Annotated in this window: 11 protein-coding genes, 6 tRNA genes and 1 rRNA gene (1 of these 18 only partly in view); all 18 read right to left on the bottom strand. The window is 52.5% G+C overall.

Annotated features, from left to right (window positions below; all coding sequences use genetic code 11):
- Positions 1–33: 33 nt before the first annotated feature.
- The gene (hisD, locus tag KZ483_RS00290) at positions 34–1,329 is read right to left on the bottom strand and encodes a histidinol dehydrogenase (RefSeq protein WP_220350843.1); all 1,296 of its coding nucleotides are present in this window, start codon (positions 1,327–1,329) and stop codon (positions 34–36) included.
- 255 nt (positions 1,330–1,584) lie between these two features.
- Positions 1,585–2,277: an ATP phosphoribosyltransferase gene (gene hisG, locus KZ483_RS00295; protein ID WP_258881481.1), complete on the bottom strand. Its 693-nt coding sequence runs from the start codon at positions 2,275–2,277 to the stop codon at positions 1,585–1,587.
- Entirely contained in the window at positions 2,274–3,509 is a 1,236-nt protein-coding gene (locus KZ483_RS00300) for an ATP phosphoribosyltransferase regulatory subunit (RefSeq protein ID WP_220350844.1), read from the bottom strand. The genes hisG and KZ483_RS00300 overlap by 4 nt, the downstream gene beginning before the upstream one ends.
- Positions 3,510–3,770: 261 nt before the next feature.
- The gene (locus tag KZ483_RS00305) at positions 3,771–4,910 is read right to left on the bottom strand and encodes a polysaccharide deacetylase family protein (RefSeq protein ID WP_220350845.1); all 1,140 of its coding nucleotides are present in this window, start codon (positions 4,908–4,910) and stop codon (positions 3,771–3,773) included.
- Between the two features lie 29 nt (positions 4,911–4,939).
- Positions 4,940–5,455 (bottom strand): acyltransferase, encoded by a 516-nt coding sequence (locus tag KZ483_RS00310; RefSeq protein WP_397376138.1) that lies wholly within the window; start codon positions 5,453–5,455, stop codon positions 4,940–4,942.
- Positions 5,412–6,089: a pyrophosphatase PpaX gene (gene ppaX, locus KZ483_RS00315; protein ID WP_220350846.1), complete on the bottom strand. Its 678-nt coding sequence runs from the start codon at positions 6,087–6,089 to the stop codon at positions 5,412–5,414. Before ppaX ends, KZ483_RS00310 begins: the two co-directional genes overlap by 44 nt.
- Positions 6,090–6,099: 10 nt before the next feature.
- On the bottom strand, positions 6,100–7,155 hold the full coding sequence (gene lgt, locus KZ483_RS00320; RefSeq protein ID WP_220350847.1) for a prolipoprotein diacylglyceryl transferase: 1,056 nt from the start codon (positions 7,153–7,155) through the stop codon (positions 6,100–6,102).
- An 18-nt stretch (positions 7,156–7,173) separates the two neighbouring features.
- A complete protein-coding gene (gene hprK / locus KZ483_RS00325; RefSeq protein WP_220350848.1) occupies positions 7,174–8,112 on the bottom strand; it encodes an HPr(Ser) kinase/phosphatase in 939 nt (312 codons plus the stop codon).
- 261 nt (positions 8,113–8,373) lie between these two features.
- Positions 8,374–9,495, bottom strand: coding sequence for an ABC transporter ATP-binding protein (locus KZ483_RS00330; RefSeq protein ID WP_220350849.1), 1,122 nt, complete (start codon positions 9,493–9,495; stop codon positions 8,374–8,376).
- 92 nt (positions 9,496–9,587) lie between these two features.
- Positions 9,588–10,730, bottom strand: coding sequence for a PucR family transcriptional regulator (locus KZ483_RS00335; RefSeq protein ID WP_220350850.1), 1,143 nt, complete (start codon positions 10,728–10,730; stop codon positions 9,588–9,590).
- Between the two features lie 163 nt (positions 10,731–10,893).
- Positions 10,894–11,835, bottom strand: a complete 942-nt coding sequence (locus KZ483_RS00340; protein WP_220350851.1) for an MraY family glycosyltransferase — start codon at positions 11,833–11,835, stop codon at positions 10,894–10,896.
- Positions 11,836–12,063: 228 nt separating this feature from the next.
- Positions 12,064–12,139: transfer RNA gene (locus tag KZ483_RS00345), tRNA-Lys, on the bottom strand.
- A gap of 16 nt (positions 12,140–12,155) precedes the next feature.
- A tRNA-Tyr gene (locus KZ483_RS00350) sits at positions 12,156–12,241 on the bottom strand.
- A gap of 42 nt (positions 12,242–12,283) precedes the next feature.
- Positions 12,284–12,359 (bottom strand) — tRNA-Phe (locus KZ483_RS00355).
- Between the two features lie 8 nt (positions 12,360–12,367).
- A tRNA-Asp gene (locus KZ483_RS00360) sits at positions 12,368–12,444 on the bottom strand.
- A 15-nt stretch (positions 12,445–12,459) separates the two neighbouring features.
- Positions 12,460–12,535, bottom strand: a tRNA-Val gene (locus KZ483_RS00365).
- Positions 12,536–12,543: 8 nt separating this feature from the next.
- A tRNA-Met gene (locus KZ483_RS00370) sits at positions 12,544–12,620 on the bottom strand.
- Between the two features lie 232 nt (positions 12,621–12,852).
- Positions 12,853–15,076 (bottom strand): 23S ribosomal RNA (locus tag KZ483_RS00375); it runs 703 nt beyond the window's last position.

The raw sequence follows: 15,076 nt of genomic DNA on the forward strand, positions 1-15,076 counted from the left end.
GAAGACCTTCTTTCCATGTATAGAGATATATTTTCACAAGCCGCGTTCCCGCTCCCGCTCCAGGCGGATTTCAATCGCCCTCGCATGCCCTTCAAGCCCTTCGTGCCGGGCGAGCGTCATGATCTTGTCGCCACTCGCGACAAGAGCTTCTTTGCTATAGTAGATAAGGCTTGATTTCTTCATAAAATCATCCACATTTACCGGCGAGGAGAACCGCGCCGTGCCGTTCGTCGGCAGAATATGGTTCGGTCCTGCAAAGTAATCGCCGACGGGTTCGGAACTGTACGGCCCGAGAAAAATCGCGCCTGCGTTCTCAATGCGGCCAAGAAGCGCCATCGGCTCAGCCACCATGATTTCCAAATGCTCGGGCGCCACCCGGTTAACCGCCGCAATTGCTTCTCCCATCGTATCCGCCAGCAGCACCGCTCCGTATTCGTCAATTGACTTGCGGGCAATCGCTTCGCGAGGCAGCGTTGCTAGCTGCCGTTCAACTTCGGCGGAGACGGCCTTGGCCAGCTCGCTTGATGTCGTCACAAGAATCGCCGATGCCATCTCGTCATGCTCGGCCTGCGACAACAGGTCGGCCGCCACATAAGCCGGGTCGGCCGTTTCATCCGCCAGCACGACGATTTCGCTTGGTCCTGCGATGCTGTCGATGTCAACGGCTCCGTAGACCGCACGCTTCGCAAGCGCAACGTAGATATTACCGGGACCGCATATTTTGTCTACCGGCGGAATCACCGCCGTGCCGTATGCGAGGGCCGCAATCGCCTGCGCACCGCCGACACGGTACATTTCCTTCACGCCGGCTTCAGCGGCCGCAACGAGAATGTAAGGATCAATGCCTGCTTTGCCGCCGGTGGCCGGAGGGGTCATCATGACGATTTCCGGTACGCCGGCCACCTGTGCCGGTATAACGTTCATGAGCACCGAGGACGGGTATGCCGCTTTGCCGCCCGGCACATATACGCCGACGCGCCTGAGCGGGCGCAATATTTGTCCCAGCATCGTCCCGTCCGGCTGAACATCCACCCACGATTGCCGCACCTGCTTCTCGTGGAACGCCCTTATATTAGCGGCCGCTTCGCGAATGGCCGTGAGGAACGCGTCGTCCACTTTTCCGTACGCCGCCTGTATTTCCTCTTCCGTCACGCGCAGCTCCGCTGACTCCAGCTTCACACCGTCGTGCCGCTCCGTATACCGCAGCACCGCCGCATCTCCCTCGGCCCGGACCGCCGCGACGATCTCCCGGACCGACTCATTCTGCTCAGGTGTCCCGTATTCCACCTCTCGCGTCAAACCAAACTGCTCCGCACGCAGCATCCGCATGCCGCATCGCTCCCTTCTATCGCCGCTGCAACAACCTCTACAGCGGCCTTCTATGTCCCGCTCACAGCGGTGTTACGCAGACAGCGCCTCGGCCCGGCCGCTGCATTCCCACTGGTTCACCTCTGCCCGCTGGCAGCTCACCGCTACATTCCGCACTCCCGGCCACTGCACGCCCGCTGGTCGACCTCTCTACCCGCTGGCAGCCTCCGCTAGATGCCGCTCTGGTCCGGCCGCTCCACGCTCGCTGGTTCACCGCTACACGCCCGCTTTCGCCCCTATAACGCGCTGCAGCTTATCGCATAAGCTTTGTATCGGTTCGTTCTTCATCCGGTAGCTGACACGGTTGGCGATCAAACGGCTCGTGATGCCGAAGATCGTCTCCATCTCAACAAGTCCGTTCTCGCGAAGCGTCTGGCCGGTTTCGACCATATCGACAATCCGATCCGCCAGCCCGATTAGAGGCGCGAGTTCGATCGAACCGTTCAACTTGATCACTTCAACCTGCTGTCCCTGCTCGCGGAAATATTGCGATGCGACATTAGGATATTTCGTCGCCACCCGCGGATGAATGGCCGGTCTCCAATCAGGCAGCCCGATCACCGACATTCGGCATTTCGCAATGCCCAGGTCCAGCAGCTCGTAGACGTCCTTGTTTTCCTCCATCAGAACGTCCTTACCGACAACACCGATATCCGCAACGCCATATTCCACATAAGTGGGGACGTCGACCGGCTTTGCCATAATAAACGACATCCCCGCTTCCGGCAGTTCGATAATCAGCTTGCGCGTATCGTCGAAATCGCTCGGAATCGGAAGCCCCGCTTCCCTGAACAGCTTGGATGCCTGCTTGTAAATACGGCCTTTGGGCATAGCTACCTTAAGCAGCTCGCGCCCTAACGAATCTGCGCCGGAATTTTCCCCGCCCGGCAATCCTTCATGCAAGCTCATTGTGCCGCTCCTTCCTGTCCAAAGAACGTCAGCAATCCCGTGAAGGTGACGCCTTTATATACAAATTCCCTGCCTCCGGCAGCACCGTCTGCCGCCTTAAGAGCCGTTATACGGGACGTCTCGTCCATCTTCTCCGTTACGACCACACCGGCACCCGCTTCCCGCAGCCGCTGCGCCTTGATAAGCGCCGACGCCCTGCCGTCCGCGTCGTATCCGATAAGGACCCGTACCTCGGTATCGCCCGATGCTCCGTCATCGATCAGCTCTAGAATCCGCGTCGTCTTAAGCGCGAAGCCGGTCGCCGGCGCAGGACGGCCGAACTGCTTAAGCAGATTGTCATACCGGCCTCCGCTCGCAACCGGGAACCCAAGATCAGCCGCGTAGCCTTCGAATGTCATGCCTGTATAATATTTAAAGTCTCCGATCATGGTTAAATCGATGAGTACATGCTCGCTCACGCCGTAAGCCGCAAGCACGTCCCACATGTCGCACAAGTGGCGGATCGAAGACTGCGCCGTAGCATCCGCGCTCAGCTGCAGCGCCTGTTCGCATATTTCCTGCCCGCCGCGGAGCCGGAGAATGCCTTCTAGTTCGCGCTGCACCGGCGCCGCCAGCGAAAGAGCGCCCAGACGCTCCCGGTAACCGACATAGTCGCGGCCGAGCAAATACGCCTTCAGTTCCTCCTGTGCCTCCGCATGGCCTTGAAGCGTTTCCTCAAACAGGCCGTTTAAGAAGCCCACGTGGCCGATCGCGATCTTGAACCGGTCTACACCGGCCGCCTTAAGCGACGCGATCGCAAGCGCCACAACCTCCGCGTCCGCTTCGGGCGAAGCATCGCCGACCAGCTCCACGCCCGTCTGGAAAAACTCCGCCTCCCGGCCGGCTTCCTCTTCAATCGCCCGGAACACATTCGAATGATAGGACAGCCTGAGCGGAAACTGCGATTCCTTCAATAACGAAGAGACCACCCGAGCGATTGGCGCCGTCATATCCGAGCGCAGCACCAGCGTCGTCCCGCGGTTGTTCAGCAGCTTAAACAGCTTTTGATCTGAGGTGGAGCTTGCCACACCAACCGTATCGTAATATTCCATCGTCGGCGTCATAATTTGCTCGTAGCCCCACGATTTCATACAGGACAGCACTTGATTTTCAATTTGACGAAGCTTCGTAACGGCGTGCGGTAAATAATCTTTGACCCCAATCGGTTTCTCGAAAACCTTCGGTTTTGACATTGTATTTTTCACCTACATGCACTTTAGTTTATTAACGTGCTACCATGTTACCATACTGCCAAAATAAAGTGTTTAGACGTAATAATACCATGACGTATTCCCTGCGTCAAGAAGATGTACTTTCGTTGGAGACCGTTCTGATATACGCAAAGGACGACTCTGCTAAGCAGGTGCCGCCCCTCTCGAAATAAACCACTGACCGCTCTCCGCCGGTCATCTTCCTCCGCCGCCGTAACAGATGCTTCAGATCGAAAAGCCGGTTTAACCGCTCCTCTTCCAGAAGAAATACCGCCATCCGTACTTCTCTTCCGCGTTTCCGGCCAGCAAACGAAGAGTAAGCACAGCCATCAGTGCCGTTACCAGGACAAGCATTTGAAAGTAGAAGCTGCGGGAAGCACCGTCCCCTGCAGTTTTAGATTCAACACCGGCTTGGCCCTTTTCCATCATCGCGATTAAAGCCTGCGGATTATCTTCCATTCCTCCTGCATTCACGCGGAAACCGTTCGTTTCTCCCGGGCCGTTTATACCGCTTTTTACGGTGAATGTAACGTCAATTCCAAGCTTGCGCACAATATTCATTAAAGGCTTCGAATACGCACCGTATGGGAACGCCAATATTTTATACGTATTGCCTAACTTCTGCTGCAAAATATCGTCGGCCAAGGTTAAATCTTTTGTGACGCGCTGCTCATACTCCTTTGGAGATTCTCGGCGCTTTTTATCCTTCAAATAAACCGGATCCGCCAGCACCGCTCTTTGCACCGAACCGGAGCTATTGAATGAAGCATAATAGTGAGAATCAAATGTGTGATTATAGAAATCAATTCCATTCTTATGCATCTGCTGCACCTGGGCCCATGTGACCTTCGGAATCCCGGCATGGTGCGGGTTGCTCACTGTATTGACAATAAGGAAGCTGGTGGCGGGTATATGATATTTCTTGAGCAGCGGATAAGTGTCGGTATAAAAGCTTTCATAGCCGTCGTCAAACGTCATCAGAACGGCGTTATCGGGTATCTTTTCACCATGAAGAATAAACCTCGCATACTGCTCCATAGTAATCCAATGAAAATTATTCGCCTTCATCAGCTTTATTTGCTCTTCCATACTGCTTAGAGGCAGCGCACCGTTGTCCTTGTCCTTCGGAAACCGGACTACTTCGTGGTACATTAATACAATCACTTGATTCTTATAATAGATTCCGTTCGGATTCGCAGCCGGGTAATCGGTGTTTCTTCCGCCCAGGATAGAGGATGCAAGCCCGGCTTTCCGAAGCGGAACGCTTGAATGATTTAGCGGCACGCTGCTTCGGGAAAGCATTCTGCCTTGAACAACATAACAACAGGTAACGATAATACCCAGAACCAATATTAGAGATAGTCCTGCTATTTTGCGATTCATGCTCGTTTATCCCCTCTGCAGATTGAATGCTATGGTTGCCTCTTAATTTCCTTAATCGGATTGCCTCCCACAAATGCTCCCGGCGCCACATCCTTATGTACGAGGGAACCGGCCGCCACAACCGCGCCGTCTCCGATCGTTACCCCTGGCAGTATCGTGGTGTTCGCACCGATCATCACGCTGTCGCCGATAATGACATGGCCGAGTCGATATTCCCTAATGAGATATTCGTGCGTAAGAATTGTCGTATTGTAACCTATGATCGTGTTATTCCCGACATGAATCCGCTCAGGGAAAAACACATCGACCATGACCATAAGAGCGAACGCGGATTCGCGCCCGACCGTCATTCCGAGGATATTGCGATAAATCCAGTTTTTAACCGGTAATGACGGGCAATAACGGGCTGCTTGGATAAAAATAAAATTACGCACCGCTTTCAGACGACTGACCGTTCGGTACATCTGCCAAAGGGCGTTCGGCCCTTCGACCGGATAGCGTTCAACGTTTCTCAGGCGGATCCAGCTCCAATCCGACAAACGCATACAACTCGCGCATGTCGTGAATGATATGCCGCGCTCCGCTTTCACGAAGCTTCTGCTCGCCCTTAAGCGACCAGGCCACTCCTACCGGGATAACGCCGGCGGCATCGGCCGCCTCGATATCGACGACGCTGTCGCCAATCATCATGGTGTTGGCGGGGTCGGCGCCAAGCGCCTCCACGGCCATGAGTACCGGCTGCGGATGAGGCTTTGGATGATCCACATCATCCATCGTGACAATTGCCTGCGGCTGAATGTAATCGAAAAGCCCGGTATAGCGCAGCCCCCGCTCCGTGGTTAGTCTCATTTTGGTCGTAACTACGCCCAGCTGTATACCCGCGCCATGGAGCCTCTCGAGTACTTCCCTCACACCGGGGAATGGCTTGACGTAATCATCATGGAGTCTCAGATTCACTTCACGATATGCGGCGATCAGCTGCGAAACATCCTCCATACCGGAGAACAGCCGCAGTTGATCAGATAGCGGCTGCCCCATGCTCGGAATAATATGCTCCCGGCCGAAATGAGGCGGCACAATATGCTGCAGCGCATGCATGAATGATTGAATAATCAGTTCATTCGTATCCAGAATAGTGCCGTCCAGATCAAACAGCAGCGTCCGTACTCCCGTTGTCATCGTTCCCTCTTTACTCCTTTACACCCGTTCCCGCATCCGGGGTTGACTTATCTGTGTCATGTTCATGTCGGCCGCTGGCGATCGGTGCCGAATGCTCAGACGCTTCCGGCCCTTCTTTCCCGGACGGGAGCGATTCCCCGGCGGGAAGGCCTGTCTTCAGGTTAATAATCGGGTCAAGATAATGCTCCTTGGCCGCACCGGTTCTGCGGCGAATGATGATTATTGCAATAGCCGCAATAACGAGTATAACGGCCAGCAGTTGAGAGATCCGAATATTGCCGTATGCAGGATCAAGATACCCCTGTTGGAACAGAACCGTCATTGGCGACCACAAACTATCCATGAGCGATGCAAGCCACGAAGGTCCGTTGAACGCCAAACTGTCGGTGCGCAAACCCTCTACGAAGAAGCGGCCGACAGAGTACCATATGAAATACGACATCAGCAGCTCACCCGCACGCAGGAAAGGACGCCGGCGCAGCACAAGAAGCAGCACGAGGCCTGCCAAATTCCACAACGACTCATATAGAAAGGTCGGATGATGGAATGTGCCGTTAACGTTCATCTGATTAACGATCCAACCGGGTAGATGAAGCGTATTCGTGAGGAAGCTCTCGTCCGTAGGGCCGCCGTATGCTTCTTGATTGACAAAATTACCCCAACGACCGATCATTTGTCCTGCGATAAGCCCCGGCGCACATATATCTGCGATTCGCCAGAAGCTGTAACCCTTAACGCGGAAATAGATATATCCGCATATGAAAGCGCCGATCAACGCGCCGTAGATCGCAATACCGCCATTCCATATTTTGAAGACGTCCAGTAAATTATCCTTATATTCATCCCACTTGAACGCCACAAAATAGATCCTGGCTCCGATAATCGCGGAGGGTACTCCGAACAACAGCATGTCCATAAAAAAGTCCGGCGGTAATCCATACCGTTTACCCTCGCGAACGGCAAGCAGCAAACCGATCAATGCCGCGGTGCCGAGAATGATGCCGTACCAATGGACATTAATTGGTCCAAGAGATATTGCGATGGGATCTAGTCTTAATCCAAACATGCGTCGATGGCTCCTTTATCAGTCGAAATCGTCCATATCGTCGGCAATCGTTTCCGTAAGCTTGTTAGTGAACTGCAGCGCCGCGTTATATCCCATTCGTTTAAGCCTGAAGTTCATAGCTGCTACTTCAATGATGACAGCCAAGTTTCGGCCCGGCCGAACGGGCACCGTAACTAGCGGCACATCCGTATCGATAATACGCGTCGTTTCTTCATCCAGACCGAGCCGGTCATACTGTTTATCCGCCTGCCAGTTCTCAAGTTTGATGACGACCTCGATCCGTTTCATCGTACGAATCGCTCCGGCTCCGAACAAAGTCATTACATTTATGATGCCTAGCCCCCGAATTTCAAGCAGATAGCGGATCAGCTCAGGAGCGCTGCCGTGCAGCTGTCCGTCCGACGTTTGGCGAATTTCCACCGCATCGTCCGCGACGAGCCTATGACTGCGCTTGACAAGCTCAAGCGCGGTTTCACTTTTCCCTATGCCGCTGCCGCCGGTGATAAGCATCCCCACGCCGTATACGTCCACGAGAACGCCATGAATCGTAGCGGAAGGCGCAAGCTTGCGCTCGAGAAAATTCGTGATGCGGCTGATCATGATTGTTGTGGCTACATTGCTCCGCAGCACCGGAATTTGTTTCAAATTTGATTGATTAATGAGTTCAATCGGTGCTTCCAGACCACGGGTAATAATGAAGCAAGGCGTCTCGTCGTCACAAAGCCGCTCCATCCGGTCCACCCGTTCATCATTGCTAAGCGTATCCATGAACGCCAGCTCTGTTTTCCCCAATATTTGTACCCGTTCCTTCGGATAATAATGAAAATATCCCGCCATTTCCAATCCCGGCCGCGACAAATCATCGACCGTAATACTGCGGCGCAGCCCGTCTTCTCCACTCACAATTTCAAGCTGAAATTGCTGGACAAGCTCGGATACCTTTACTTTCTTAGCCATTGCTTGGCCTCCTTCACTGGCGGACAATTACATATACATAATCTTATCTGAATTCCAATGTACTCATCGTATAGGAAATAAGCGCCGAAATCAACGTCTCCCGCTCATTATCGACGCTTTCGCGATTATTCGATTTTCTGCTGCCACATTCGCACTGGAAAGGCGTTCATCGACAGATGGCCGCTTTGTACTGCCCGGTCATCCATAATAAAAGCAACCGCCCGGTATCGGGCGGTTGCTCGAAAGGCTATAAGCCTCTTATTATACTTCAAAAATGTTCAGTTCGCTCTCTTTGTCAAAAATATGAACTTTGTTCATATCAAGAGCAAGCTTCACGTTCATGCCCTCTTTCAGGCCGGAACGGCCGTCAACACGAGCGATAACTGTTTCTTTACCAATGCCATTCAAGTACAGGTACATTTCATGGCCAAGGTTTTCCGAGACGTCAACGTGCGCGTTTACAATCGTGTTAGGCGATGCTTCCAGGAATACCGGCTCTTCATGCAGATCTTCCGGACGAATGCCGAGAATGATCTCTTTTCCAATATAGCCTTTATCGCGTAGTTGTTTTGCTTTACCTTCCGGTACCGCAACGTCGATGCCTGTCGTTTTGAAACGAACGGCTCCACCTTGGTCGGAGAGCATGCCTGTAATGAAGTTCATCGCAGGAGCGCCCATAAAGCCTGCAACAAACAGGTTTACAGGGTTGTTATAAAGACCTTCAGGCGAATCCGCTTGTTGGATGATGCCGTCTTTCATAACTACGATCCGGTCACCCATCGTCATGGCTTCGATTTGGTCATGCGTTACATAGATGCAAGTAGTTTCAAGGCGTTTAACCAGCTTGCTGATTTCCGCGCGCATTTGACCGCGAAGTTTAGCATCCAAGTTGGAAAGGGGTTCGTCCATCAAGAAGACTTGAGGTTCACGAACGATTGCGCGGCCGAGTGCGACACGCTGGCGTTGACCGCCGGAGAGTGCTTTCGGTTTACGCTCAAGCAGATGCTCAATATCAAGAATTTTAGCGGCTTCACGAACACGTTTGTCGATTTCCGCCTTTTTGAATTTGCGAAGTTTGAGACCGAATGCCATGTTTTGATATACGTTCATATGCGGGTACAAAGCGTACGATTGGAATACCATTGCAATGTCGCGGTCTTTCGGAGCGACGTCATTTACAAGACGCTCGCCGATAAACAATTTACCTTCGGAAATCTCTTCCAAACCTGCGATCATCCGCAGAGTCGTCGATTTACCACAACCGGACGGGCCGACAAGAACGAGAAATTCTTTGTCTTTAATGTCAAGGTTAAAGTCTTTAACCGAAGCCAGATCTGTACCAGCGTATTTTTTGTAAACGTGCTCTAAGCGTACACCTGCCATGTGTATTTCCCCCTAAACGGATATTAGTTCTTCACTACATTCATCTTATATCAGCAGGTTCTCCCTGACTATGCACATACTTTACAAAAAAACTACTTTCTTTTCGTCACTTTATACAATAGCAATATAATTTTTACCAAAACTGCGTCGCGGAACAAACGAACATCAAGCTCCGTTTCCTGCTTCAGCTTATCCAGACGGTAGAGCAGCGTATTACGGTGGATATAAAGCTTCTTTGCCGTCTCGCTGACATTGCAGTCGAGCGCGAAAAATGTCTCAAGCGTCGTCAAAATTTCCGGTTCAAGAAAGACATCCGTTCGCTTCAACGCTTGCTCGACAAATTTTGCCCGCTGGGCTTCCGGTATTGTATTTAACAGCCGCTCCAAGTGAAGAAGCCATGGCAGATGTATATTTGTTCCGACATGAAACGCGCGGCCGAGGTGTACCGTTTCCCGCAGCAAGGCGGTTGTTGCGACAATTGAATTGACAGGAGACATCGGCTGCGACACAGCCAAATGACATTCCCCGATCCACTCGCTCGCCAACATTTCATGAAGCCCTATCGCAATCTGTGCAAGACTCTCCTCGATCGACTCTTCCATTTCGTCTTCTCTATCTTCGGATTGAGCATCGCGAATAAGCGACACCGGCCCGAGGACAAGCCATTCCTGTTCCTTGAGCGGTATAAGCATTACGTCTTCAGCCAAAAAGGTACGGAGCAGCTTCTCTAAATCGCCATAGCTTGTCCTTCCGGCTTCCCCCTGTTCGGAAACGAGTAAAAAAGGGATCATACTGGAAAACAACCGGCCTCTCGCCATAAGACGGTCCGGTATAGTAGGAAGCGGCTCGCTGGACTCAAGCTGATCGACAATCCAAGCGCCAAGTTCTCTCGCGTAACGCTCTGTCTCGGTAAAGCCCTCATAGTTCTTGTCGCTTGATGCTCGTATTTGGGCTATCGTCAATCCGATCAGCTTCGATTCCATCTCGGAGAGGTCACTGCGCTGCACCTCAAGCACTTCAACAGTATCAGAAGTTACACCGGCGGCATACCAAAGGCTGCCGTCGGAACTCATAAGGTAATCTCCCGGTAGGCTTGCATTCGTTTTATGGGATGATTTCGTGGCGTTTCGGCTTTCATCTGCATGCGACTTCCATTGCTGCAGCGGAAGCTGAAATTGACGGATCGGGCAACCCAGTATTGCTTGTAATTGCTCCATCCATTTTCCTTCGCTCATCGGCCGGCCCCTATCCGTTCAAGCGCAAACCGCGCTTGTTTATTCGAAACTAGCAGCAGCATTACTTATGCGAAGAACCGAATTTCGCTTGATTCCACTCTTCGATTCGCGAGTCACTTCTGCGTTTCATCTTGGGCCATTGTACCATACATTCTCCGGGATTTCAGCTTAGCGCCAGCAGCAGAACAATCGAGAGCAGCGAGAACAGCGCAGCGATCAAGTATATAAAAGATACCGTTTGAATTTGCGTTAATCCCCAGCGCATAAGAGCATGATGCGTATGCAGCTTGTCGGCTTGATGAAGTCCTTTTCCGGATAATAACCGACGAAGCATAACGATAACCGTGTCCAGTATCGGGACACCAAGAGCGAGCAGCGGGACAGCCACCGTTACAAGAGTAGCGCTTTTGAAAGCTCCGTCTACTGCAATTACCGCGAGCGTGAATCCAAGAAAAGTGGCCCCGGCATCCCCCATAAAAATCCTGGCAGGGTGAAAGTTATATATTAGAAAGGCGGCGCATGCGCCAACCAAGACCACAGCAAGCAGCGCTGTATCCGTTTGCCCTTTAATAAGGGCGGCAACAAATAAAGTAAGCGACGAGAAGGTTGCTACACCGGAAGCGAGACCATCGACACCATCGATGAAATTAATCATATTGATAAGGGCGAAGACCCACACAACTGAAATGATGACGGCTAACCAGCCGGGCAGCATTATGAACCCTTTTGGACCGGACAATCCTGAAATATGTATTCCGAAACAAAGCGGTACCGCTGATGCAGCTAAATAAATCCAGAACCGGGGCCAGACTGGGAAATCCTTTCCTTTCGCTTTCGCTGCATCGTCCGCCAGCCCGATGACGATAAGAATAAGCCCCCCGATGCAAATTGTTTTGCTGAGCGGAGTAACGCCTTGAAAGGCAAATAAAGCTCCTATAATGGCTGCATACAGTGCGGTTCCCCCCATAAGAGGGATTGGTGACCTGTGAATTTTCCGAGCAGATGGTTGATCAACGAAGCCCACTTTCAGCGCAACTTTTCTCAATAAAGGAACGAGAAGGGCAACGATACAAAAACTAAAAGCAGCTGCAGTTAGAAATTCCATTTTGGAGACCTCCTTTACGACGACATGCCCAATGTGATAAGTGTGCCCCGTCGCTGATGGATTACTCGCGAAACTCTTGAATCCGCCCGAAAACCGGAAAACATCGTTCGTTTCCAACATTGCCTCGAAGTGCCGGCACCAGAAAAATGCTCAAACCAACCAAAAAACCTGCAGACGCTTGGTCTGCAGGTTACGTTTATCTTATATTTAAGAGGATCATAATATTAATGGTGAGCCATGAAGGACTCGAACCTTCGACACCCTGATTAAAAGTCAGGTGCTCTACCAACTGAGCTAATGGCTCTTGCTATTAGAGAAAATGGTGGAGGGCGATGGATTCGAACCACCGAACTCGTCAGAGAACAGATTTACAGTCTGCTGCGTTTGGCCACTTCGCTAGCCCTCCGGAAACATACACGAAGGCGTGATCGCCTAACGTTCAAATAAATGGTGGCTCGGGACGGAATCGAACCGCCGACACGAGGATTTTCAGTCCTCTGCTCTACCGACTGAGCTACCGAGCCAAATAAAATGGCGGAGCCGACGGGATTCGAACCCGCGGTCTCCTGCGTGACAGGCAGGCATGTTGGGCCTCTACACCACGGCTCCGCGATAAAACACATATGGTGGAGGCTGACGGGATCGAACCGCCGACCCTCTGCTTGTAAGGCAGATGCTCTCCCAGCTGAGCTAAGCCTCCATATGTAGTGGTAGCGGCAGAGGGGATCGAACCCCCGACCTCACGGGTATGAACCGTACGCTCTAGCCAGCTGAGCTATGCCGCCACACAAATTGCCCCTATAAGCATGTCCTTTGCAATCGACTGGGGCAGCAGCCGGCAAAGTCAGGTGATTGACGTCGCCAAACGTCATGTGCATTACATGTGAATGAGCCGCACTTGTCGGCTGATTCAAGGTAATTACACCCTGAAAACTGGATACGAACAGTTGTGAAACCCCTTTAGTCTTACGTTAACCTAAGAGCAGCGTGCGAAGTGAACGTTCAGGTGAACGTTCGTAGGATAAGCCCTCGACCGATTAGTATTCGTCAGCTGCACGCATTGCTGCGCTTCCACCTCGAACCTATCAACCTGGTCGTCTACCAGGGGTCTTACGAATTGGGAAATCTCATCTTGAGGGGGGCTTCACGCTTAGATGCTTTCAGCGCTTATCCCGTCCGTACTTGGCTACCCAGCGGTGCTCCTGGCGGAACAACTGGTACACCAGCGGTACGTCCATCCCGGTCCTCTCGTACTAAGGACAGCTCCTCTCAAATTTCCTACGCCCGCGACAGATAGGGACCGAACTGTCTCACGACGTTCTGAACCCAGCTCGCGTACCGCTTTAATGGGCGAACAGCCCAACCCTTGGGACCTACTTCAGCCCCAGGATGCGATGAGCCGACATCGAGGTGCCAAACCTCCCCGTCGATGTGGACTCTTGGGGGAGATAAGCCTGTTATCCCCAGGGTAGCTTTTATCCGTTGAGCGATGGCCCTTCCATGCGGTACCACCGGATCACTAAGCCCGACTTTCGTCCCTGCTCGACTTGTAGGTCTCGCAGTCAAGCTCCCTTATGCCTTTGCACGCTACGAATGATTTCCAACCATTCTGAGGGAACCTTTGGGCGCCTCCGTTACATTTTAGGAGGCGACCGCCCCAGTCAAACTGCCCACCTGACACGGTCCCTGTACCGGATGACGGTACCAGGTTAGAACTCCGATACGATCAGGGTGGTATCCCAACGATGCCTCCACCGAAGCTGGCGCTCCGGCTTCCAAGGCTCCCACCTATCCTGTACAGATCGTACCAAAGTCCAATATCAAGCTGCAGTAAAGCTCCATGGGGTCTTTCCGTCTTGTCGCGGGTAACCTGCATCTTCACAGGTATTAAAATTTCACCGGATCTCTCGTTGAGACAGCGCCCAAGTCGTTACGCCATTCGTGCGGGTCAGAATTTACCTGACAAGGAATTTCGCTACCTTAGGACCGTTATAGTTACGGCCGCCGTTTACTGGGGCTTCGGTTCATAGCTTCGGTTGCCCTTACCACTCCCCTTAACCTTCCAGCACCGGGCAGGCGTCAGCCCGTATACTTCGCCTTACGGCTTCGCACAGACCTGTGTTTTTGCTAAACAGTCGCTTGGGCCTTTTCACTGCGGCCCCCTCGGGCTATTCACCCTACCGAGGCACCCCTTCTCCCGAAGTTACGGGGTCATTTTGCCGAGTTCCTTAACGAGAGTTCTTCCGCGCGCCTTAGCATGCTCTGCTCGCCTACCTGTGTCGGTTTGCGGTACGGGCACCATCACCTGGCTAGAGGCTTTTCTCGGCAGCGGGAGCACATGACCTTCGGTACTGTAATTTTCCCTCCCCATCACAGCCCAGCTTTATCGGTTAACGGATTTACCTATCAACCAGCCTCACTGCTTGGACGGCCTATTCCATCAGGCCGCGTCACTACCCTTCTGCGTCACCCCATTGCTCATAACGGCTTACGGTGGTACAGGAATATCAACCTGTTGTCCTTCGACTACGCCTTTCGGCCTCGCCTTAGGTCCCGACTTACCCTGAGCGGACGAGCCTTCCTCAGGAACCCTTAGGCTTTCGGCGGACAAGATTCTCACTTGTCTTTTCGTTACTCATACCGGCATTCTCACTTGTATGTCGTCCACCAGTCCTTACGGTCTGACTTCAACCTGCATACAACGCTCCCCTACCCCAAGACACTTTCGTATCTAGCCATAGCTTCGGTGGCGTGTTTAGCCCCGTTACATTTTCGGCGCAGAGTCACTCGACCAGTGAGCTATTACGCACTCTTTAAATGGTGGCTGCTTCTAAGCCAACATCCTGGTTGTCTGGGCAACTCCACATCCTTTCCCACTTAACACACACTTGGGGACCTTAGCTGATGGTCTGGGCTGTTTCCTCTTGACGATGGATCTTAGCACTCACCGTCTGACTCCCGGATATAAGTACATGGCATTCGGAGTTTGACTGGACTTGGTAACCCTTGGCGGGCCCCGCACCCAATCAGTGCTCTACCTCCATGACTCTTTACTCCGAGGCTAGCCCTAAAGCTATTTCGGGGAGAACCAGCTATCTCCGAGTTCGATTGGAATTTCTCCGCTACCCCCACCTCATCCCCGAATTTTTCAACATTCGTGGGTTCGGGCCTCCAGTGCGTGTTACCGCACCTTCACCCTGGACAGGGGTAGATCACACGGTTTCGGGTCTACGTCCACGTA

The sequence above is a fragment of the Paenibacillus sp. sptzw28 genome (assembly GCF_019550795.1).
Taxonomy (GTDB): domain Bacteria; phylum Bacillota; class Bacilli; order Paenibacillales; family Paenibacillaceae; genus Paenibacillus_Z.

Excerpts from the sequence above, each read along its gene's own strand:
- hisD (WP_220350843.1), bottom strand. The coding sequence starts at position 1,329 with ATGCGGATGCTGCGTGCGGAGCAGTTTGGTTTGACGCGAGAGGTGGAA.
- hisG (WP_258881481.1), bottom strand. The coding sequence starts at position 2,277 with ATGAGCTTGCATGAAGGATTGCCGGGCGGGGAAAATTCCGGCGCAGAT.
- KZ483_RS00300 (WP_220350844.1), bottom strand. The coding sequence starts at position 3,509 with ATGTCAAAACCGAAGGTTTTCGAGAAACCGATTGGGGTCAAAGATTAT.
- KZ483_RS00305 (WP_220350845.1), bottom strand. The coding sequence starts at position 4,910 with ATGAATCGCAAAATAGCAGGACTATCTCTAATATTGGTTCTGGGTATT.
- KZ483_RS00310 (WP_397376138.1), bottom strand. The coding sequence starts at position 5,455 with ATGCGTTTGTCGGATTGGAGCTGGATCCGCCTGAGAAACGTTGAACGC.
- ppaX (WP_220350846.1), bottom strand. The coding sequence starts at position 6,089 with ATGACAACGGGAGTACGGACGCTGCTGTTTGATCTGGACGGCACTATT.
- lgt (WP_220350847.1), bottom strand. The coding sequence starts at position 7,155 with ATGTTTGGATTAAGACTAGATCCCATCGCAATATCTCTTGGACCAATT.
- hprK (WP_220350848.1), bottom strand. The coding sequence starts at position 8,112 with ATGGCTAAGAAAGTAAAGGTATCCGAGCTTGTCCAGCAATTTCAGCTT.
- KZ483_RS00330 (WP_220350849.1), bottom strand. The coding sequence starts at position 9,495 with ATGGCAGGTGTACGCTTAGAGCACGTTTACAAAAAATACGCTGGTACA.
- KZ483_RS00335 (WP_220350850.1), bottom strand. The coding sequence starts at position 10,730 with ATGAGCGAAGGAAAATGGATGGAGCAATTACAAGCAATACTGGGTTGC.
- KZ483_RS00340 (WP_220350851.1), bottom strand. The coding sequence starts at position 11,835 with ATGGAATTTCTAACTGCAGCTGCTTTTAGTTTTTGTATCGTTGCCCTT.